Consider the following 20,377-nt stretch of genomic DNA (forward strand, 5'->3'; position numbering starts at 1 on the left):
CTGCGCGGGGTCAGGCCACCACCGTGCGCTGCGGGACGCCGGTGTATTCACTCAGTGGACGGATCAGCGCGTTGGACTCGCCCTGCTCGATGATGTGTGCGGTCCAGCCGGTGATACGGCTTGTCACGAAGATCGGGGTGAAGGCCTCGATGTCGAAGCCCATCAGGAAATACGCAGGTCCCGTAGGGAAGTCGAGGTTGGGTGCGAGTCCGGTGGCCTCGTTCACGGTGCGCTCGAGGATCTCGTACATCCGGACCCACTTGTCGCCGCCGGTCTTCGCGGCGACGTCGAAGAACGCGCGGCGCATCGTCGGAACGCGCGAGTCGCCGTTCTTGTAGACGCGGTGCCCGAAGCCCATCACCTTCTCCTTGCGGTCCAGCTTGCCGCACATCCAAGCCTCGGCGCGTTCGGGTTCACCGATCTCGATCATGTCCCGCATGACGGCTTCGTTGGCGCCGCCGTGCAGCGGACCCTTGAGGGTGCCGATTGCCGCTGTGACGGCGCTGTAGATGTCCGACAGCGTGGAGGTCACCACGCGGGCGGCGAAAGTGGAGGCGTTGAAGCTGTGCTCGGCGTACAGGACCAGCGACACCTCGAACGCCTTCACGATCACCGGGTCGGGGATCTCGCCGAAGCACATGTGGAGGAAGTTCTCGGCGAAGCCCAGGTGGCTGTGCGGGGCGATCGGGTCGAGTCCGTGGCGGCGGCGGTAGTCGGCCGCCACGATCGTCGGCAGCACCGCCATCATGCGGAGTGCCTTGTCGCGGTTGGCCTCAGGACTGTTGTTCCACTCCTCGGGGTCTTCGGCGCCGAGGTAGCTGATCGCGGTGCGCATCACGTCCATCGGGTGGCAGTTCTCCGGCATCTTCGCCACCAGTGACAGCAGCGACCGGTCGACACGCCTGCCGGCCCGCTCGCGTTGGCAGAACAGCTCGAGCTGAGCGTCGCCCGGCAACTCGCCGTTCCACAGAAGGTAGGCGACCTGCTCGAAGCTGCAGTGCTCGGCGAGGTCCTGGACGGCGTAGCCGCGGTAGGTCAGCGAGTTGGTCTCGGGGACGACCTTCGAGATCGCGGTGGTGTCGACGACGACACCGGCGAGCCCCTTGTAGATCGTCGGGACTGCATTCGTCATCGGTTCCCTCCGAGTGTGAAGTTGAAGACTCCGGAATCGAACTCGTTGTAGCGCTCGTACTCGAGCAGTTCGTACAGCCGGGAGCGGGTCTGCATCCGATCGAGCTGACTCTCCTGGGTGCCGGTGGCGTGGATCTCGCGCAGGCCCCGTTCGATGGCACCCATCGCCAACCGCAGGGTGGTCACGGGGTAGATCACCGCGTTGTAGCCGATGTCCTCGAGCGTCTGCGCGGGAATGAGCTTCGATTTGCCGAACTCGGTCATGTTCGCCAGCAGCGGGACGTCCACGGCGGCACGGAACTTCTCGAAGTCGCCCTCGGTGTGCAGCGCCTCGGTGAAGATCAGGTCGGCGCCGGCGTCCGCGTAGGCCGTCGCTCGCTCGATCGCGGCGTCGATTCCGTCTGTCCCGGCCGCATCGGTGCGGGCGCAGATCACGAAGTTCGGATCTCGCCGCGCGGAAACGGCGGCCCGGAGACGACGAACCATCTCGTCGGTGGGTACGACGGCCTTGCCGTCGAGGTGGCCGCACCGCTTGGGGTTGACCTGATCCTCGAGGTGCAGGCCGGCGACGCCGGCGTCCTCGGCGGCGAGGACGGTGCGGGCCGCCGACATCGGTTCACCGAAGCCGGTGTCGGCGTCGATGAGCACCGGCAGGTCGGTGACGCCGGCGATCTGCCCGCTGTGTGCGACGACCTCGGTGAGCGTGGTCAGTCCGATGTCGGGCAGCCCGAGCGCGGCGGCGAACGCGCCACCGGAGACGTAGACGCCCTCGAAGCCGATCTCTTGAATCAGTTTGGCTGTCAACGGATTGATCGCGCCGGGCAGACGCTGGATCGTCCCGGAGGACAATCCGGCGCGGAAGGCCGCGCGCTTGTCGGCTGCGGAGGTGGTGGCGGCGATGAGGCCGGGCATGTCAGAACAGTCCCTTCGGTGACTTGGGCGATCGGGCGAGAACGGCGTCCGAGACGGTGAACGTGAGCTGGTTCAGCTCGCCCGCTTTCAACTTCGGGGTGCGCTGCGCGGTGTCGAGGAACCGCTCCTGCTCGGCGGGTTCGACGACGCCCTCGGCGAGGGTGCGGAACTTCGCGATGTACTGGTCCCGCGCGAACGGCCGGGCGCCCAGCGGGTGCGCGTCGGCGATCGCGAGCTCGTCGACGATCACGTCGCCGTTCTCGAGGGTGACCTCGGCGCGGGCGCCGAAGGCCTTCTCGTCCGGGTCGATCGAGTGGTAGCGGCGGGTCCACTCCGGATCCTCGGCGGTGGAGATCTTCTTCCACAGCTCCACCGTGTCGGGGCGCTGCGCGCGCTCGGGGGCGTAGGAGCGTTCGTGGTGCCAGGTGCCGTCCTGCAGCGCGACCGCGAAGATGTACATCACCGAGTGGTCGAGGGTCTCGCGGCTGGCGAACGGATCGAACTTCTGCGGATCGTTCGAGCCGGTGCCGATCACGACGTGCGTGTGGTGGCTGGTGTGCAGCACGATCGACGCGATCTGATCCACGTTGCCGATCCGGTCACGCATGCGGCGGGCCAGGTCGATCGGGGCCTGGCTCTGGTACTCGGCCGAGTGCTCCTTGGTGTAGGTGTCGAGGATCGCGCGCTTGGCCTCTCCCGGACTCGGCAGCGGCACTGCGTACTCGGCGTCGGGTCCGCCGAGCAGCCGGGCGATGACCCCGTCCTCGCCCTCCCAGATCGGCGACGGCGCCCCCTCGCCCCGCATCGCCCGGTCGACGGCCTCGACGGCCATCTTCCCGGCGAACGCCGGCGCGTACGCCTTCCAGCTCGAGATCCGGCCCTTGCGGGACTGGCGGGTCGCGGTGGTGGTGTGCAGCGCCTGCCCGATCGCCTGGTAGACGGTCTCGGTGTCGAGGCCGAGGAGGGTACCGATACCGGCGGCGGCCGATGGACCGAGGTGCGCGACGTGGTCGATCTTGTGCTCGTGCAGGCAGATTGCGCGAACGAGGTCCACCTGGATCTCGTAGCCGGTGGCCAGACCGCGGATCAGATCGGCGCCGCCGCGCCCGGTGTGCTGGGCGACCGCGAGGATCGGCGGGATGTTGTCGCCCGGATGTGAGTACTCCGCGGCCAGGAACGTGTCGTGGAAATCGAGCTCGCGCACCGCGACACCGTTGGCCCACGCCGCCCACTCGGGCGAGAAGCTGCCCTCGACGCCGAAGACCGTCGATCCGGGGTGGTACGGGTGCGCCAGAGCCTGGGCGCGGGCGTTGGTCACCGGACGGCGGGCCACCGACGCCGCCGCGACGGCCGCGTTGTCGATGATCCGGTTGACGATCATCTCCGAGGTGTCGGCGGGAACCTCGACCGGATCGGTCGCGACCTCGGCGATCTTCCAGGCGAGGTGCTCGCTCCGGGGAAACTCGTCGGCCGAGCGGCGGGGGCGAACGGGGTGAGTCTTCACATCTGTGTCCTTCGGTGTAGCTGCGGGACCGGTGATTGCAGCGTATGCACGCTCGCAGCCCGAGGAAAGCGCCTGAATATGCGTACTTTCGTGGCGTGTGTGCGCTTCTTTTGCGAATGGTGCGAAGGGTAGTCGGCATGGTTGGGTGGGAACGACGGCGCGAAGCACGGAAGGCGCGAGATGCAGAAGATCTACGGCGGCCCGCGGCTGCGGAGGCTCCGCGAGGAACGGGGACTCACCCAGCTCGCCCTCGCCCGCATCCTCGATCTGTCGGCGAGCTACGTCAACCAGCTCGAGAACGATCAGCGACCGCTGACCGTTCCGGTGCTTCTCAAGCTCAACGCCACGTTCGACCTGGACGTCCACTTCTTCGCCGCCGATTCCGATGCGCGACTGGCTGCCGATCTGCAGGACGTGTTGACGACGCTCGGGACGCCGACCCCGCCGGCCTCGACCATCGAGGAGTTCGTCGCACGCATGCCCGAGATCGGCCACGCGCTCGTCGGCGTGCACCGCAGGTTGCAGGCCGCGACCGAGCAGGTGGAGCAGCTGAGTGCGCATCTCGACACCACCTCGGGGGCCGGGGCCCCGGGGGCTACCCCGATGCCGTTCGAGGAAGTCCGAGACTTCTTCTACGACCGGCACAATCACATCGCGGAACTCGACGACGCGGCCGAGCGATTGTTCGTCCGGAGCGGTCTGCGGATCGGCTCGCTGGACACGCAGCTGACAACTCTGCTCGAGTCCGAATACGACGTCATCGTCCGTCTGCGCACGGATCCGCCGGACCGTCCCGGACCGAAACGTGTGTTCGACACGGCCAACCGCATTCTCACGCTGGCGCGGCACCTGTCGCCGGGGCAGCGTGCGTTCCAGATCGCAACGCAGCTGGCATTTCTCACCCAGTCGACGGTGATCGACCGACAGGTGGACGCGGCGGCGGCGCTCGGTCGAAATGCCCGCGAGCTCGCGAAGATCGGACTGGCGAACTACTTCGCCGGTGCGTTGTTGTTGCCGTACAGCCAGTTTCTGGACGCCGCGGAGCACCTGCACTACGACATCGAGATGCTCGCCCTGCAGTTCGAGGTCGGCTTCGAGACCGTCTGCCACCGGCTGTCGACGATGCAGCGGCCGACGCGCCGCGGGGTGCCGTTCTTCTTCGTCCGGACCGACAGGGCCGGAAACATCTCGAAACGGCAGTCCGCCACGGCCTTCCACTTCTCGCGGGTCGGTGGCAGCTGCCCACTGTGGGTGGTGCACGACGCGTTCGGAACGCCGGGTCGCATCCTCACGCAGGTGGCCCAGATGCCGGACGGACGCACGTACCTGTGGATCGCCCGGACGACGGACGACGGTGCCCGCCCGTACGGCACCCCCGACCGCAGTTTCGCGGTCGGTCTCGGTTGCGACATCACCCACGCCGACCGACTGGTCTACTCGCGTGGTCTGCGGCTGGACGAACAGGTGTCACCGGTGCCGATCGGTGCCGGCTGCAAGATCTGCGAGCGCACGGACTGCGTACAGCGGGCATTTCCTCAGATCGGTCGCCCGATCCGGGTGGACGTCGACTTCAGCAGCCGTTTGCCGTACCCGCCGGCGTCCTGACCGGGAGCCCGGCCGCACCGGAGCCGTCGGCGTTACAGTGGGAACCGACCGTGTGACTGCCGGAGGTCGCTGTGGACATCGGATTCCTGGGTATGGGCACGATGGGTCGCCCGATGGCGCGCAACCTGGCCCGCGCCGGATACGACGTGACGGTGTGGAATCGCACGCCCGGCAAGGCCGCGAGTGTCGTGGACTACGGCGCGTCCGAGGCGTCCGATCTCTCCGACGTGCTGCACAGAGCCGTCGTGTTCAGCGCGTTGGCCGACGACCGGGCCTTCGCGGATTCGGTACTGACGCCGCCGTCGCTGCAGGCCGCGAAACCCGGTTCCGTCCAGGTGAATCTGGGCACGGTGAGCCCGGCGATGTCCACCGAGGCGGAAGCGAAGCTGGGCGAGCGGGGAATCTTCTACGTTGCCGCCCCGGTGTTCGGCCGGGCGGAGGTCGCCGAGGCGGGCGAGCTCACGGTCCTCGCCGCCGGGACCGAGGGCGCGATCGACCAGGTGGCGCCGTTGCTCGACGTCATCGGGCGGCGGACGTGGCGGGTCGGTGAGGATCCCAGGCAGGCGAACGTCGTCAAGATCTTGGGGAACTATTTGATCGCCAACGCCATCCAGGCGATCGCCGAGGCCACGACCGTGGCCGAGAAGGTGGGCGGGTCGCCCGAGCTGCTGATGGAGATCATGAACGACTCGCTGTTTCCGGGTGGCGTCTACGCGGGATACGGCAAGATGATCGCCCGGCGCCGGTACGAGCCGGCAGGGTTCCGGCTTCCGCTGGGCCTCAAGGATGTCCGGCTCGCCCTGTCGCAGGCGCACGACGTCGACATCGGCCTGCCGTTCGGGAGTGTCCTCGAGGATCTGTTCCTCGACGCGCTCGCGCACGGGCAGGCCGACCAGGACTGGTCCGCGATTACCGAGGCCACCCGGCGGCGGGCCGGGCTGGTGGGGGAGTGAGGCCGCGGACCGCCGGCTGTCGGGTCGGCGCGGTCAGGAGACCCACGACGCGACGGTGCCGACGTCGGCGCGGGTGGTGCGGAAGCCGTTCGCGGGATGGGACTCGTCCGCATAGCCGAACGAGATGGAGCACACCACCTTCCGATCCTCGGTGAGGTCGAAGAAGCTGCGGAGGTAGGGGGCACTGCCGGCCAACGCGGCCTGCGGGACGGTGGCCACGCCCAGACTGCGGGCGGCCAGCAGGAAGGTGTTGACGTAGAGGCCACAGTCCACGGCGCCGTACACGCCCAGGGCCGCGTCGGTGGTGATGATCGCGACGTGCGGGGCGTCGAACAGGTCGAAGTTCTTCATCGTCTGTTCGGCCGAGGCGCGGCGGTCGCCCGCCGCGATGCCCACGCTCGCGTACAGCTGCATCGCGCATTCCTTGCGCCGCGCGCCGTATGCACCTCGGTACTCGGTGGGGAACGGGAAGTCGGGTTCCTGCGGGGAACTGCGGACGTACTCGCTCAATCCCTTGCGGAAACGTTCGGTGCCCTCGCCCTCGGTGATCGCCACCTGCCACGGCTGCGTGTTGCACCAGGACGGCGTCCGCTGAGCCATCTCGAGGATCTGCTCGATGGTCGACCGCGGAACCGGGTCCGGCCGGAAGGCGCGGCAGCTGCTGCGGGAGTCGAGCAGGGACCGCAGTTCTCCGCTCGGCACGGGCGATTCGGTCACGATGGCACTCCTGACGGGAACGGACGAGGCGATGGGTGTCGCGCGTCACACGTTATAGAATTGATTTCAGTTTCACCAGGGGTCGGCGTCTTCGCGGACGCGCGACCGCGAGCGGCGACCGGGGTTCGTCCTGCCGAGGATCGCGGAGGCGGTGCCCGCGACGGTCCGGTCGTCGTCGGCGGTCAACCGGGTCAACACTTCTCGGGCCGCGGCGCCGGGAATCTCGGCGAGTGCCTGGGTGAGCCGCAGCCGGGTGGGGGCGTCGTGCGCGGCGGCGAGCGCGTCCTGCAGAGCACCGACGACGTCGCACGTCGAGGATGCGGTCTCGCTCAGCGCGCCGAGGAGTTCGGCCGCCTCGACGTCGCGGTGTCCCGCGACGACGAGTTCGACGAGGGTGGGCACGGCCCCGGTGTCCCCGCGATCGCCCAGGGCGAGTGCGGCGCGCGTGCGCACCGTCGGGTCGTCGTCGGTGAGAGCGCGCCTCAGCAGCGCCGTCGCGTCCGCCGTCCGTACCGCCGTTGTCGCTTCCACCGCGCGTCGTCGCACCTCGGCGGCGTCCGACTCCATGGCCGCCGCGAGCGCCGGCAACCCCCGCCCACCGGCTCTGGCGAGCGACCAGTGCAATGCGCCGGCGACGTTGGGGTCGTCCTCCGCCAGCACGGCTTCGACGAGGGCGTCGACCGGTAGGGACGTGCTCGGGTCCTGGGACAGAAGTGCTTGTTGGCGAAGGGATCCGGAGCCGGATTCGAGCGCACGCAACAGGTGCACGATGCGCAGGACGTCGTCCCACCGCGTCGGGGCCGTCGCATCGACGTGTTCGAGCCGTGTGAGCAGTTCCTGTTCCGAGGCGATCCGCGCGCGGGTGTGCCGGGCCAGGTTCCCGACCAGCTCGGCCGGCGCGAAGTCGGGATCGTCGAGCGCCCGCCGCGTCTCGTCGAGCGACAACCCGAGCGTCCGCAGGCTCTCGACGTGGAAGAGCCTGCGGATGTCGTCGTCGACGTACTCGCGGTAGCCGCCGGACGTGCGACCGGTGGGCCGCACCAGTCCCAACTTGTCGTAGTGCCGCAGCATCCGGGCGCTGACGCCGGAACGCTGCGACACCTCTCCGATCAACACGGCGGCGCTTCTCCTCTCAGGTGTCCGGGCCGGCGACCGCGGTGCGGGTCGCCATCTCGACCGAGAGCGTGAACCCGCTGTCGGGATCGAGGTGGAGCCGCTCGGTGGCGTCCGCGTGCGCGCGCACGGTGGCGTCGTGATGCGTCCGCGCCGCCTCGACGACGGGGAGGAGGGCTTCACCGAGCCCCACCAGCGCGCGGCTCAGGCTCAGTTGCACGTGCCGATCCCCGCGCCCGAACTCGGCCGCCAGATCCACTGCCAGAGCCGCTTCCTCGCCCGGCGGCACCAGCGCGACGGCGGCCCGCCACGCGGCGCGGGCGACGTCGTCGTCCGTGTCGTGCAGCAGCGCCGACACCGCCGGCCACGCCCGCCCGTCGCCGATCTTGGACAGCGTGTGCAGTGCCTGGCTGCGGGCCTGCGCGACGTCGGTGCGGAGTTCGTGCACGAGCCTGGGCACGGTCACGTCGGCGGGCAGTCGGCACAGTGCCCACGTCAGCATGTCGCGGACGTAGAAGTCCGGCTCGTCGGCACACCGCGCGACGAGGGTCTCCGTGAGGTCGACGGCGCGGGCGGTACCGGCCTCCAGTGCAGCGCGCAGACGGGTCGACGGGTCGGGTGCGGCCAGTGCGTCCGCGAGGCGGGCATCGGGCGCGATCGGATGGGTGGATTCCATGACACACCTCCTTCGCCGACCATTCGACTCCTTGTCACTGTGTCAGGGTCAAGCGCCGGTTCCCCGAAGGAGCTACGGAGGGGCGCAAGTGTGATCGTCGTCTCGTTCCCGGAGGGGGTGGTGCGCGAGCGGACACCGGCGGCTACTGTGAACGGCGTGTCAGCGACCTATTTCTGGTTTAGCAGGCCGGCCCCGGGTGGGTCGGTCGGCGTAACCACGCGCTGACAATCTTCCACCCCAGAGCCGGATGACAGACCGGCTCGCTGGGATTCTTCAGTCTTCGAGGGTCGGCCTGAGAACAGGAAACCGAACCCCATGACTGTTATCGCGAACGATCAACGCCTGGACGATCAGCGCACCGTCAGTATCAGCCCCTGGTGGCGCCGTCCGTCGTGCGCGCCGAGCACACGCCCGACGAGGTGGTCGCCGCCACCGTGCGGTCCGGGCGCGCGGACACCGTGAACATCTTGAACGGCGAGGACGACCGTCTGGTGGTCGTGGTGGGGCCGTGCTCGGTGCACGATCCCGAGGCCGCGATGGACTACGCGCGCCGGCTCGCCGCCAAGGCGGACGAACTGCGCGACGACCTGCAGATCGTCATGCGTGTCTACTTCGAGAAGCCGCGCACCACGCTGGGCTGGAAGGGTCTGCTCAACGATCCGCACCTGGACGGAACGTTCGACATCAACACCGGGCTGCGGATGGGTCGCAAACTGCTGCTCGACATTTCGCAGCTGGGCCTGCCGGTGGGCTGCGAGTTCCTCGACCCGATCATCCCGCAGTACATTGCCGACCTGGTCACCTACGGCGCGATCGGCGCGCGGACCGCGGCCAGCCAGGTGCACCGCCAGCTGTGCAGCGCGCTGTCGATGCCGGTGGGCATCAAGAACTCCACGGAGGGCGACGTGCAGGTGGCCGTCGACGGCACCCGCGCCGCGGCCGCCAGCCACGTCTTCCCCGGCACCGACCTCGAGGGCCAGGCCGCGCTCATCCACACGGTGGGCAACCCGGACTGCCACGTCATCCTCCGCGGCGGCACCGACGGACCGAACTACGACGCCGAGACCGTCGCCGACACCGTGGCGCGGCTGCGCAAGTCCGGTCTGCCCGAGCGGGTGGTGATCGACGCCAGCCACGGCAACAGCCGCAAGGACCACAACAAGCAGGTCGACGTCGCGGCCGACGTCGCCGAGCGCATCGCGGCCGGTGACCGGAGCATCGTCGGCATCATGCTCGAGAGCTTCATCGAGGCCGGCCGTCAGGACCTGACGCTGGGTCACGCCGACGAGCTCACCTACGGCCAGTCCATCACCGATGCGTGCATCGACTGGAACACCACCGCGGCGACGCTCGACCGGCTCGCCTCCGCCGTCGCCACGCGCCGGAAGTAGCTGCCTACGGCGCCCGTGCGCACTTCCGGTAGCTGCGACTACCGACAAGCACGCACGGGCGCGGAGCGCCTGTCGGTGCCCGGCGCTAGCGTCGGCGCATGGGATACGAAGTGCAGGTCACCGTCGATTCGAAGGATCCTCACCGGCAGGCCCAGTGGTGGGCGCAGGCACTGGGTTGGCGTGTGGAGCCGAGTGACGAGGAGTTCATCCGCCGCATGGTCGCGGCAGGTCACGCGCAGGAGTCGGACACCACGGTGTTCGAGGGCACGCTGGTGTGGCGGGAAGGTGCCGCGATCAGTGACCCCGAGCATCCGCAGCGGCCCCGGATGCTGTTCCAGCGGGTGCCCGAAGGAAAGTCGGTGAAGAACCGCATGCATCTCGACATCCGGGTGGGCGATCGGCGCGAGGAAGTGGCAGAGGAACTCGTCGCGGCCGGTGCGTCGGTGCTGCACCGCGGGCAGGTCGGGCCCAGCGTGTGGATCACCATGGCGGACCCCGAGGGCAACGAGTTCTGCGTCGGCTGAGCCGCCCGCTCCGCCCTCCGTCCCGCGTCGCCTTCCTGCGTCGAACTCCGTCGACCGACCGACTCGGAAAACGGGGTGAAGGTGACGCGCGCACGATTCACCGTGCGCAAAACCTTCTGCCGGAAGGACCGGGACACTACGCTGCCGACAACGCTTTCCAGGGGTTCGAGAAGTGTTGGGGAAGGTTGCGGATGGCATACATCTCGGCTGATCGACGGCGACGGGATCTCCTCGACGCTGCCCTTCGCGTGACCGCGGACGAGGGACTCGCCGCCGCGAGCACCCGCGCCATCTGCGCGGAGGCGGGAGTGCAGCAGAGCGTGTTCCACTACTGCTTCGCGTCCAAGGAGGAGTTGCTGCGCGAGCTCACCCGAGAGGTGGTGGCGGGGATGGTCGATGTGGCTGTCGAGAGTCTCACCCCGGGTGCCGACGTCGAGCAGTCGCTGCTCGGAGGACTGAACAGTCTGTGGGAGACCGTCCGAGTCCAACCCGAGAAGCAATTGGTGTTCTTCGAACTGACGGTGGGAGCGCTGCGCGCGCCGCACCGCAGCGACATCGCCGAATGGCAGTACCGCGAGTACTACGACGCCACCGGCAGGTTCCTCAGCCGGCTCGCGGAGACGGCGGGAATCGAATGGGCCGTACCCGTTCCCGTGCTCGGCCGGATGGTCACCACCGTGATCGACGGGCTGGTACTGGGCTGGCTCGCGGACCGGAGGACCGACGAGGTGGAAGCGACCCTGGCGCCGTTCGCGAAGCTCCTCGCGAGCCTTGCCGTCGTCGCGCCGGTAGCCGCCGCCTAGCCGAATCGAGGTGCCCGGAGCGCACCCTCACACACCGGCCGGGGCGGGGCACCGGCGCAGCGGTGCAGTCCAAGCGTCCGTTAGGGTGTTGGTCGGCGAATTTTTGCCTCGAAGCGAAGGAGCTGGACTGTGGTCCTGGCGATGCGGTCATCGGGTCAGCGGGCGTGAGTGTTCTCGGATCTGTTCCGAGTGGTACCGGCGAGGCTGAACCCGGCGCTTCCGAGATCGTGACCCCGATCACTCCAGCCGTCGACTCCGCAGTGTCGGTGCTGCTCATCGAAGACGACCCCGGCGATGCCATGCTCGTCGAGGAGATGGCCCTCGACTCGATGTCGGATTTCGCCATCGTGTGGACCAAGTCCCTGGCGCAGGCGCGGGCGACCTTGGAAACCGACAGGCCGGATTGCATTCTGCTGGACCTGAACCTACCCGACGCCAACGGGCTCGATGCTCTGGCTGCCGTGCAACGCGCCGCGCACGGAGCCCCGGTGGTCGTGATGACGGGACTCGCGGAGGACAGCACCGGATTGGCCGCGGTCGCGGCGGGCGCCCAGGACTACCTCGTCAAGGGGCGGGTCGATGCGGACCTGCTCACCCGCTCGGTCCGTTACGCGATCGAGCGCAAGCGCGCCGAGAACAATGCCACGGCGCTGTGGGCCAGCGAACAGCGTTCCCGGGAGAACGCCCGCCTCGAGCGGGGACTGCTACCGGTCCCGTTGCTGCACGGGGACGCCGTCGAGGTGGTGGCGCGCTATCGGCCGGGGCGTGCGCACGGCCTGATCGGCGGCGACTTCTACGACGTCGTCGAGAGCCGCGACGGCGCCGTGCACATCCTCATCGGTGACATCTGTGGGCACGGCCCGGACGAGGCCGCGCTGGGCGTGAACCTGCGCATCGCGTGGCGCACCCTGGTCGTCGGGGGTGTCTCCACCGATTCGGCGATGCGCACACTCGAGGAGATCCTGGTTGCCGAACGGCCCCGACGGCACATCTTCGCGACCATGACGAGTGTCGTGTTGTCGCCGGACCGCGCCACGATGCGGGTCATCCGTGCGGGCCACCCGGGCATGATGGTGCGCTCCGGCGCCGACGTCCACTGGCTCGAGGTCCCGGGCGGCCCGGCACTGGGGTTGGGGCGCCGGCGGGGGAGTTGGACGGCGCACGAGCTCGAGGTGGACGACCGGACCTCGCTGGTGCTCTTCACCGACGGGTTGTTCGAGAGCCGCATCGGTCCGACGGAGCGGTTGGGCGAGGAACGCCTGCTCGAGTACGCCCGTACGCGCGGTACCGTGTCCGCCGACGACTTCGTCGATTCGCTGATCGGCCACGCCGAGAGTCTTGCTGCCGATTTCGGTGGACTGACCGACGACATTGCAGTTGTGCATGTCCAGACGACGAAGGAAGGTCCCCGTCGATGAGTTCGCAGCTGCGACGAACGCGTGGCTTGACGGTGCAGGCCTGGTTCAATCTGATCCTGGCCGTGCTGGTGGTGCTGATCTGTATCGGCGGTGTCAGTGCCGCCGTCTCCCTGCAGCGGACGCAGACCTCCACCGACGATCTCGTCCACCGACTCAGCCCGGCCCGCGTGGCCGCCGCTCAGCTGGAGTCCTCGCTCCTCAATCAGGAGACGGGGGTGCGCGGGTACGCGCTCACCGGTGACCAGTCGTTCCTGGCGCCGTACACCGAGGGGCTGCGGGTGGAGCAGCAGGCGACGGACGACCTCGGCGGTCTGATCATGGACCGTTCGGAGCTCGCCGACGACCTCATGACGGTCGGCCAGGACGCCGCCGAGTGGCGCAGCGCCTTCGTCGAGCCGATCCTGGCGTTCACGCCGGGAACGGGCGGACCGCCCGATCCGATCGTCTACGAGCGCGGCAAGGTGGCGTTCGACAAGCTGCGGGCCGACCTCGGCGAACTCAACGATCACCTCGCTGACGCCAGGGAACGTGCGCTCGACGTCCTCGCCGACGCCCGCGCCGTCCGTGCGGCCGTCTTCGCGGGACTGTTCGGGGTGTTGCTCGTCGCGAGCATCGTGTTCGCGGTGCTGATCCGCAAGGCGATCATCAATCCGCTGCGGCGCGTGGCGGATTCGTCGCGTCGGGTGGTGCAGGGCAACTTCGGCCACCGGGTCGACGCCGGAAACGGCCCGGCCGACGTCCGCGGCCTCGCCGAGGATGTCGAGGCGATGCGCAAGCGCATCGTCTCCGAATTGGAGGTCGTGCGGGACCGCCAGGAACGCCTCGAGGAGCAGACCGCCAAGCTGGACGCGCAAGCCGTCGAGCTGCGCCGCTCCAACGCCGAACTCGAGCAGTTCGCCTACGTCACCTCACACGACCTGCAGGAGCCCCTGCGGAAGGTCGCGTCGTTCTGCCAGCTGCTCGAGAAGCGGTACGGCGATGTGCTCGACGAGCGCGGTAAGCAGTACATCGACTTCGCGGTCGACGGCGCCAAGCGGATGCAGGTCCTGATCAACGACCTGCTGACGTTCTCGCGGGTCGGCCGGATGAGCGACAAGTTCGACCGGGTGGCGCTGGCGCAGCCACTCGACAAGGCGCTGACCAACCTGCAGGCGGCGATCGACGAGACGGGGGTCCGCATCGAGCGGCCGGCCCGTCTGCCCGAGATCGAGGGCGATCCGACGCTGCTGACGATGCTGTGGCAGAACCTGATCGGCAACGCGATCAAGTTCGGGCCGACCGACACCGTGCCGGAGGTTTCGATCGACGTCGAGCGTCGACCGGACGGAATGTGGCAGGTGTGCGTGCAGGACAACGGGATCGGAATCTCCGCGGAGTTCGCGGACAAGGTCTTCGTCATCTTCCAGCGGCTGCACGCGCGCGACGAGTACACCGGAACCGGCATCGGGCTGGCGCTGTGCAAGAAGATCGTCGAGTATCACGGCGGGCAGATCTGGCTGGACACGGCCTACACCACCGGCGCCCGCTTCTGCTTCACCCTGCCCCCGATCGGTGACGTCCGCGCGGGAGCCGACAACCACACGGCCACCACACAAGGAGCACTCTCATGACCCATTCCGGCAAAGCCATCGACGTCCTGCTCGTCGAGGACGATCCGGGCGACGAACTCATGACGCGGGAAGCGTTCGAGTTCAACAAGGTCGGGAACAACCTGCACGTCGTGCGGGACGGCGAGCAGGCGCTCGAATTCCTCTACCGGCGCGGCGAGTACGCCGATGCGGTGCGGCCCGACCTGATCCTGCTGGACCTGAACCTGCCGAAGTACGACGGCCGCCAGGTGCTCGAGAAGATCAAGTCCGACCCCGACCTCGCGGACATCCCGGTCGTCATACTGACGACGTCGGGTGCCGAGGAGGACATTCTCCGCAGTTACAGGCTGCACGCGAACGCGTACGTCACGAAGCCGGTCGACCTCGATCAGTTCATCGCCGCCGTTCGCCAGATCGACGACTTCTGGGTGCAGGTCGTCCGACTGCCCGGACGTCACTGACGGTCGATCACCCGTCCAGGTCCGTGCGGATCCGGGCGAGGATCTTCGACAGCAACCGGGAGACCTGAACCTGCGAGACGCCGAGTTCGCGGGCGATCTCCGTCTGCGTGCGCTCCTCGAAGAACCGCATCTTGACGATGCGCTTCTCGCGAGGCGAGAGCTTCTCGATGAGCGGACGCAACGCCAGATGGAGTTCGGACTTCTCCAGCTCGTTGTCGTCGGCCGCGAGCGTGTCGGCCAGCGTGGCGTCGGTGTCGCCGTCGCGGACGACGGGGCTGTCGAGCGAGTGCGTCTGGTAGGCGCCGGCCGCGGCGATCGCCTCGATCACGGAGTCCGGGTCGGTGTCGAGTTCCGCCGCGAGTTCCGCGGCGGTCGGTGAGCGGCCGAGTCGATGGGACAGTGCCTCGGTGGCCTTGCCGACATCGAGCGACAGATCCTTGACCCGCCGGGGCACCCGTGCCGCCCAGGCGTGATCGCGAAAGTAGCGACGCACCTCGCCCATGATCGTGGGAACCGCGAACGAGGTGAACCCGCTACCGCGTGCGGGGTCGAATCGGTCGACCGCGTGGATGAGCCCGACGCACGCCACCTGGTAGAGGTCGTCCATCTCTTCGCCCCGGCTGGAGAACCGCCGGGCGATGTTGCGGGCCAGGGGGAGGGTGAGGGCGACGATCTGGTCACGCAGCGCCGCGCCGCGCGGGTCGCCGGGATCGCAGCTCGCCAGCTCGGCGAAGAGCTCCGTCACTCGGTCGGTGTTACCCGACGCCTGAGGTGGCGGAGTGTCGACCGGGGCAGCCAAGGGTCAGACCAGCTTTCGCATGCAGATGGTGGCCGTCGACGCCGTGCGGCCCGTGTCGTCGGGCTGCTGGGTGACCGAGATGGAATCGGCGAGCGCGCTCAGGATGCGCCACTCGAGGCTGCCTTCCTCGGGGTGCCAGTCGGCGACGGTGATCGCCTCGAGGACCACCTGGAACGTCTCGTCGAGCATCAGGTACCGGCAGGACAGCTCGGTGTCGTCCGCCGCCGCGGAAATCATGAGGGTGCTGATCTGGTCGACGGCCAGCTTGAGGTCGGCCGACTGGTCGAGCGTGCAGTTGTTGCGCATGGCCACGAGCTCGGTGAGCATGCGCACCACCGAGAGCTGGTCGTGGCGCGCGGCCACCGTCAGCGTGACGGGGGGTGCGTGGTCGGCGGGGCGGGGGGAGAGCTCGGGGTGGGAGCCGGCCTGCATCTGTTCTAACCAGCCTGTTCGTCGTCGGGGGTGGCGCTGCGCGAGCAACTCCACTGCAGGTGTACCTGGGTGCCGTGGTCGGTGGTCGCGATCTCGGCGTCGTCGCTGCACGAACGCATCAGCTGCAGGCCGCGGCCGCGTCGGGAGGCCGGGTCCGGCCCGCTGGTCTTCCAAGTGCCGTGATCGGTGATCGTCACGGTGAGCGTGACGTCCCGGGTGTACGTCGCGTGGAGGTCGAACGTTCCGTCGCCCGCCGGGTAGGCGTGCTCGACGATGTTCGCGATGGCCTCGTAGGTGGCCAGCACGGCGTCGGCGGCCAGTTCCTCGGGCACCGCGTGCGCCCGCAGGAAGTCGCCGAGTGCGGAGCGCGCCGGTGCGAGAGCGGCGGGGAGGGCGGGGATCGCGCTCAGCGACAGTTCGTCGCCGCCCGTCGCCTGCTCGGCGGCGGGCTGCTGTGTGACGGGCTTCTGCTGTGTCACGGGCGACGGCATCGTCGGCCTTCCGGTCACGAGGTTCACACCGTTGTGAGAGCCGCTTCGACAGAGGAAAACACCTCGAGCGCCTCGGTCAGGCCGGTCAACTCGAGTGGTCGAACGGTGGTGGGTCCATGGGCGACGACGAGGAATCGACGGTCCTCGCCGCGTTCTTCGCTGCACCGCACCAGAACGGCCAGACCGGCGGACGCGAGGAAGGTCACGTCCGAGAGGTCGGCCACGAGCACGGCATCCGGGTGCTCGGAGGTGGCACGGTCGACCGCCTCCTGGAACTCGGGGGCGGTCACGACGTCGATCTCGCCGCCGACGTGCAACAGCACGACGCCTTCCTTCACCTCGACGTCGAGCGACAGGGCGGAAGCTGCTGATCCGGACATATCCATGGCGGCCAATATACGGTCGCTGCTCACGTGACGGGCCTTACGCCTGTGCCGCGAAGTACGGGACCCCGGCCCACCGGTACATGCTCTTGATGCATGCGACACGGACGGTGGTCTTCGTAACGGTGGTCTTCGACAGGAAGGACATCTGCGGCTCTCCAGGCTCTGCTCTCGGATCTATCCCTCGCTCTGTACCCCGGCCCCGAGCGGTCTATACCCGCCGCCGCGGAAAAGTTCGGCAGCCGCGTTCCGGGGGGGTTCCACCGACGCCCGCGGGGGCCTCGTCGCAGCGATGCCGATCGGAGAAGTCGATTTCGAAGAATTTTTCGGAACGGGCCGGGTATAGCCCGAGAGCGTGCGGGGTAACAGCCGGACACGAGCCGGGGGTTCGCCCCCGGCCGCAGGCTGGAAGCGTTATCGAAAGGACGTCACGATGGGATGGCTGGACACGGCGGATGGTGGCTTCGCCGATGCGGTTGCGATGCTCGCGACCGTCACCCACCGCCCTGTCCGCGTCGTCCCTCATTGCGGCGGTGAGGCCGTCCGGGTCGACTTCGAGTTCGGCCGCTACGTGCTCGCCCGCAAAGGCGGTCCGGCTGCGGGAGCGGACCCGGACGCGGACGGCACCTGGACGGTGAGTGTCCACGACGTCGACGGGCATCCGGACCTCGCGCTGGCGCGGGCGACGGACGAGTGGCTGGTCGACGCGTTCGACCTCGTGGCGGATGTCGTCCGAGTGCGCCCGACGGTCGCCGAGCCGTGCACGACGGGCGAGCTGACCGCGGCGGCGGTCCCGGCCGCCACTGCGTGATGAGTTTTCCCCCCGGCGCCGGTCTGTATCCACGGCGCGGGAGGGTCCCCGCCGGAGATCGGGCGAGGGGAAGTCGGCATGGTCGTGGCTGTGGGGTGCACCGACGAGGAGGCGACGACGCCGTGCCGGGTCGGCGATCCTGATCTGTGGTTCTCGACCGTGCCCGCGGATCTCGAACGCGCCAAACTGCTGTGCGGAGCGTGCGCGATACGCGATCGGTGTCTGCGTGGCGCGCTGGACCGGGCCGAGCCGTGGGGTGTGTGGGGCGGCGAGATTCTGCACCGCGGCGCCGTCATCGCCCGTAAGCGCGGGCGCGGACGTCCCCGCACCGTCACGGCGGCCTGCGGCGCGGGCTAGCGGTACGCGCCCGGGGTGTCGCCGGTCCAGCGTTTGAACGCCCGCCGGAAGGCGCTCGGTTCGGAGAACCCGAGACGGGCCGACAGTTCGTCGACGGGCTCGCCCCGGCGCAGCGCGGCGATCGCCGCGTTCCGCAGCACCTCCTCGCGCAGGTGGTTGAGCGACGTGCCCTCCTGCCGCAGCAGACGGCGCAGATGGGGCACGCTGATGGACAACATCTCCGCGATCTCGTCCGCGGTACTGGTGCGGCCCCGCACACCCATCTCCAGGACCCGGCGCACCTGCGCCGACGCGGTGCTGTCGTAGTCACGTTCGGAAAGAAGAAGATTGGGCGACTCGCGGAGATACTCGGCGAGACTGTCCTCGTCCTGGATGATCGGCGCTCGCAGGATCGAGTTGTCGAACTCGAGCGAGGCCACCTCGGCGCCGAACGTGACCGGGACGCCGAAGATGGCGTCGTAGTGCTTGGCGAACAGGCGCTCCGGCTGGGGGTAGGGGATCAGCACCGAGCGCAGTCGCACCCGGCGACCCACCAGCCACGCGGCGAAGCGGTGCAGCAGTATCAACTCGAAATCGGTCACCAGCCGCAGCGCCTCGTCGACGAACTCGGGCGCGTACTCGTCGCCGCGCACCTCCACTCGGACCTCGAGGCGAGTCGATTCCGGGCCGGGAACCAGCGTCAGCGGCGGCACCGGCAGGGCGCGGGTCACGTCCGTCATGCGTTCGAGAGCGCTGCCGAGATTGGGGCGGTGGATGAGCGCCAGACAGATCAGCCGGAAGGTGCCCCGTGGCACGGGGGCCGCCCCGATCCCGAACAGTTCGTCGTCGGTGAGCTGCCAGGCCGCCTGCGTGAAGGCGGTGACCTGCTCGGGGGTCAGCCGGGCCCGGGGATCGTGCAGTGTGGCGACGTCGATACCCGACGCGTCGAGAATGGACGTCAGGTCCGCGCCGGCAGCTTCCGCCAGATGGAGGGCGCGACGCAGGAAGTCCGACGGAACCGTCGCCAGGCTCACCCGGACACCTCCAACCGCCGCAGACGCCGCGCCGCCTCCGTGAGTACCTCGTCCTGCTTGCAGAACGCGAAGCGCACCAAGTGGTTCCATCGATCGGGGTGGTCGGTGAAGACGCTGATCGGTACCGCCGCGACCCCGACTCGTTCGGGTAGGCGGCGACAGAACTCGACGCCGTCGCGGGTGCCCAGGTCGGTGATGTCGGCGCACAGGAAATAGGTGCCGCCGCCCGAGTGCACCCGGAAGCCGGCGTCGCGCAGCGCGCCCGCCAGCAGATCCCGCTTGCGCTGCAACGCGTTCCGCATGTCGATCACCCAGTCCTGCTCGTGATCGAGAGCATGGGCGACGGCCGGCTGGAAGGGGCCGCCGGCCACGAACGACATGAACTGTTTGGCCGTTCGCACGGCGTCGACGAGTTCGGCGGGGCCGCAGACCCACCCGGTCTTCCAGCCGGTGACGTTGAAGGTCTTGGCCGCGCTCGACACCGTGACGGTGCGCTCGTACATGCCGGGCAGCGACGCCAGCGGCGTGTGGGTGCGCCCGTCGAACACGAGGTGCTCGTACACCTCGTCGCTGAGCACCAACAGATCCCGCTCGCACGCCAGCTCCGCCACCGCGGACAGTTCGGCGTCGGTGAACACGGTCCCGGTCGGATTGTGCGGCGAGTTCATCACCAGCATGCGGGTCTGGGGAGTGACCGCGGCGCGCAGCGCGTCGAGGTCGAGCGCGAACCGCTCGCCGTCGCGTACCAGTGACACCGCACGCCGGGTCGCACCCGCCAGGGCAACCGCCGCGGCGTAGGAGTCGTAGTACGGCTCCACCAGGAGTACCTCCTCGCCGGGTTCGACGAGGCCGAGAATCGCGGCGCTGATGCCCTCGGTGGCGCCGACGGTGACCAGGACCTCGCGGTCGGGATCGTGCTCGATGCCGTACCGCGCGGCGCGGTCGGCTGCGATGGCTTGACGCAGCACCGGCATCCCGGGCCCGGGTGGATACTGGTTGAGACCGTCGGCGATGGCTCGGCGCGCGGTGTCGAGCATCGACGCGGGACCGTCGGTGTCGGGGAAGCCCTGACCCAGGTTGATCGCGTCGTGCTCGGTGGCGAGCGCCGTCATCTCGGCGAAGATCGTGGACGCGAAGGGTTGCAGTCGCGAAACGGTGCGGGAGCGTGGCGCTGCGGGCATTTGTCCAGCGTAGCGGGGGCGACGGCGCCTCACGAACTCGGCCGTGTCACGTTCGGCGGCCGTGCGTCGTCCACGTGGTGGACGGCGCGACCGCCGCGCCGATCGAGGACGGA

21 protein-coding genes and 1 pseudogene are annotated in these 20,377 nt (G+C 68.9%); 10 read left to right on the plus strand and 12 right to left on the minus strand.

Annotated features, from left to right (window positions below):
- Positions 1-10: 10 nt before the first annotated feature.
- The 3 genes from E7742_RS00630 to prpD are packed head-to-tail and all read right to left on the minus strand — an operon-like array spanning position 11 to position 3,547.
- A complete protein-coding gene (locus E7742_RS00630; RefSeq protein WP_137797153.1) occupies positions 11-1,132 on the minus strand; it encodes a bifunctional 2-methylcitrate synthase/citrate synthase in 1,122 nt (373 codons plus the stop codon).
- Positions 1,129-2,043 carry a methylisocitrate lyase gene (gene prpB / locus E7742_RS00635; RefSeq protein ID WP_137797154.1) on the minus strand — a complete coding sequence of 305 codons (915 nt, stop codon included), beginning with the start codon at positions 2,041-2,043 and terminating at the stop codon, positions 1,129-1,131. The genes E7742_RS00630 and prpB overlap by 4 nt, the downstream gene beginning before the upstream one ends.
- A gap of 1 nt (position 2,044) precedes the next feature.
- Positions 2,045-3,547, minus strand: a complete 1,503-nt coding sequence (gene prpD / locus E7742_RS00640) for a 2-methylcitrate dehydratase PrpD (RefSeq protein WP_137797155.1) — start codon at positions 3,545-3,547, stop codon at positions 2,045-2,047.
- Between the two features lie 180 nt (positions 3,548-3,727).
- On the opposite strand from prpD, the gene E7742_RS00645 reads away from it, so the two are divergent.
- Positions 3,728-5,152 carry a short-chain fatty acyl-CoA regulator family protein gene (locus E7742_RS00645; protein ID WP_137797156.1) on the plus strand — a complete coding sequence of 475 codons (1,425 nt, stop codon included), beginning with the start codon at positions 3,728-3,730 and terminating at the stop codon, positions 5,150-5,152.
- Between the two features lie 71 nt (positions 5,153-5,223).
- Complete coding sequence (locus tag E7742_RS00650) at positions 5,224-6,105, plus strand: NAD(P)-dependent oxidoreductase (RefSeq protein ID WP_137797157.1); 882 nt, start codon at positions 5,224-5,226, stop codon at positions 6,103-6,105.
- 33 nt (positions 6,106-6,138) lie between these two features.
- Here the strand turns inward: E7742_RS00650 and E7742_RS00655 are convergent, their stop codons facing one another.
- From E7742_RS00655 to E7742_RS00665, 3 genes are all read right to left on the minus strand, one after another.
- The gene (locus tag E7742_RS00655) at positions 6,139-6,822 is read right to left on the minus strand and encodes a nitroreductase (RefSeq protein WP_137797158.1); all 684 of its coding nucleotides are present in this window, start codon (positions 6,820-6,822) and stop codon (positions 6,139-6,141) included.
- A gap of 72 nt (positions 6,823-6,894) precedes the next feature.
- Entirely contained in the window at positions 6,895-7,938 is a 1,044-nt protein-coding gene (locus E7742_RS00660) for a HEAT repeat domain-containing protein (protein WP_137797159.1), read from the minus strand.
- A 16-nt stretch (positions 7,939-7,954) separates the two neighbouring features.
- Positions 7,955-8,611, minus strand: coding sequence for a HEAT repeat domain-containing protein (locus E7742_RS00665; RefSeq protein WP_137797160.1), 657 nt, complete (start codon positions 8,609-8,611; stop codon positions 7,955-7,957).
- A gap of 315 nt (positions 8,612-8,926) precedes the next feature.
- Here E7742_RS00665 and E7742_RS00670 point away from each other — a divergent pair.
- From E7742_RS00670 to E7742_RS00695, 6 genes and pseudogenes are all read left to right on the plus strand, one after another.
- Positions 8,927-10,002: pseudogene (locus E7742_RS00670) on the plus strand (3-deoxy-7-phosphoheptulonate synthase).
- A gap of 98 nt (positions 10,003-10,100) precedes the next feature.
- Positions 10,101-10,526 carry a VOC family protein gene (locus E7742_RS00675; protein WP_137797161.1) on the plus strand — a complete coding sequence of 142 codons (426 nt, stop codon included), beginning with the start codon at positions 10,101-10,103 and terminating at the stop codon, positions 10,524-10,526.
- A 191-nt stretch (positions 10,527-10,717) separates the two neighbouring features.
- Complete coding sequence (locus tag E7742_RS00680; protein WP_137797162.1) at positions 10,718-11,329, plus strand: TetR/AcrR family transcriptional regulator; 612 nt, start codon at positions 10,718-10,720, stop codon at positions 11,327-11,329.
- Between the two features lie 227 nt (positions 11,330-11,556).
- Positions 11,557-12,747 (plus strand): PP2C family protein-serine/threonine phosphatase, encoded by a 1,191-nt coding sequence (locus tag E7742_RS00685; protein WP_254699116.1) that lies wholly within the window; start codon positions 11,557-11,559, stop codon positions 12,745-12,747.
- Positions 12,744-14,357 carry a sensor histidine kinase gene (locus E7742_RS00690; RefSeq protein ID WP_137797163.1) on the plus strand — a complete coding sequence of 538 codons (1,614 nt, stop codon included), beginning with the start codon at positions 12,744-12,746 and terminating at the stop codon, positions 14,355-14,357. Before E7742_RS00685 ends, E7742_RS00690 begins: the two co-directional genes overlap by 4 nt.
- The gene (locus E7742_RS00695) at positions 14,354-14,797 is read left to right on the plus strand and encodes a response regulator (RefSeq protein ID WP_137797164.1); all 444 of its coding nucleotides are present in this window, start codon (positions 14,354-14,356) and stop codon (positions 14,795-14,797) included. The genes E7742_RS00690 and E7742_RS00695 overlap by 4 nt, the downstream gene beginning before the upstream one ends.
- A gap of 7 nt (positions 14,798-14,804) precedes the next feature.
- Here the strand turns inward: E7742_RS00695 and E7742_RS00700 are convergent, their stop codons facing one another.
- From E7742_RS00700 to E7742_RS00715, 4 genes are read right to left on the minus strand one after another with little or no spacing between them, the layout of a single operon-like run.
- Complete coding sequence (locus tag E7742_RS00700; protein WP_254699117.1) at positions 14,805-15,542, minus strand: RNA polymerase sigma factor SigF; 738 nt, start codon at positions 15,540-15,542, stop codon at positions 14,805-14,807.
- A 57-nt stretch (positions 15,543-15,599) separates the two neighbouring features.
- The gene (locus E7742_RS00705) at positions 15,600-16,028 is read right to left on the minus strand and encodes an anti-sigma factor (RefSeq protein ID WP_137797166.1); all 429 of its coding nucleotides are present in this window, start codon (positions 16,026-16,028) and stop codon (positions 15,600-15,602) included.
- Positions 16,029-16,033: 5 nt separating this feature from the next.
- Complete coding sequence (locus E7742_RS00710) at positions 16,034-16,507, minus strand: ATP-binding protein (protein ID WP_254699118.1); 474 nt, start codon at positions 16,505-16,507, stop codon at positions 16,034-16,036.
- A 35-nt stretch (positions 16,508-16,542) separates the two neighbouring features.
- Entirely contained in the window at positions 16,543-16,905 is a 363-nt protein-coding gene (locus E7742_RS00715; protein WP_254699119.1) for an STAS domain-containing protein, read from the minus strand.
- A 430-nt stretch (positions 16,906-17,335) separates the two neighbouring features.
- Here E7742_RS00715 and E7742_RS00720 point away from each other — a divergent pair, with 430 nt between their 5' ends.
- Complete coding sequence (locus tag E7742_RS00720; protein ID WP_137797167.1) at positions 17,336-17,713, plus strand: hypothetical protein; 378 nt, start codon at positions 17,336-17,338, stop codon at positions 17,711-17,713.
- Between the two features lie 78 nt (positions 17,714-17,791).
- On the plus strand, positions 17,792-18,070 hold the full coding sequence (locus tag E7742_RS00725) for a WhiB family transcriptional regulator (protein WP_137797168.1): 279 nt from the start codon (positions 17,792-17,794) through the stop codon (positions 18,068-18,070).
- Here the strand turns inward: E7742_RS00725 and E7742_RS00730 are convergent.
- Positions 18,067-19,083: an AraC family transcriptional regulator gene (locus E7742_RS00730; protein ID WP_137797169.1), complete on the minus strand. Its 1,017-nt coding sequence runs from the start codon at positions 19,081-19,083 to the stop codon at positions 18,067-18,069. The genes E7742_RS00725 and E7742_RS00730 overlap by 4 nt on opposite strands.
- Positions 19,080-20,264, minus strand: coding sequence for a pyridoxal phosphate-dependent aminotransferase (locus E7742_RS00735; protein WP_137797170.1), 1,185 nt, complete (start codon positions 20,262-20,264; stop codon positions 19,080-19,082). The genes E7742_RS00730 and E7742_RS00735 overlap by 4 nt, the downstream gene beginning before the upstream one ends.
- Between the last annotated feature and the right edge of the window lie 113 nt (positions 20,265-20,377).

Origin of the sequence: Rhodococcus sp. SGAir0479, assembly GCF_005484805.1 — a bacterium.
Lineage (GTDB): Bacteria > Actinomycetota > Actinomycetes > Mycobacteriales > Mycobacteriaceae > Prescottella.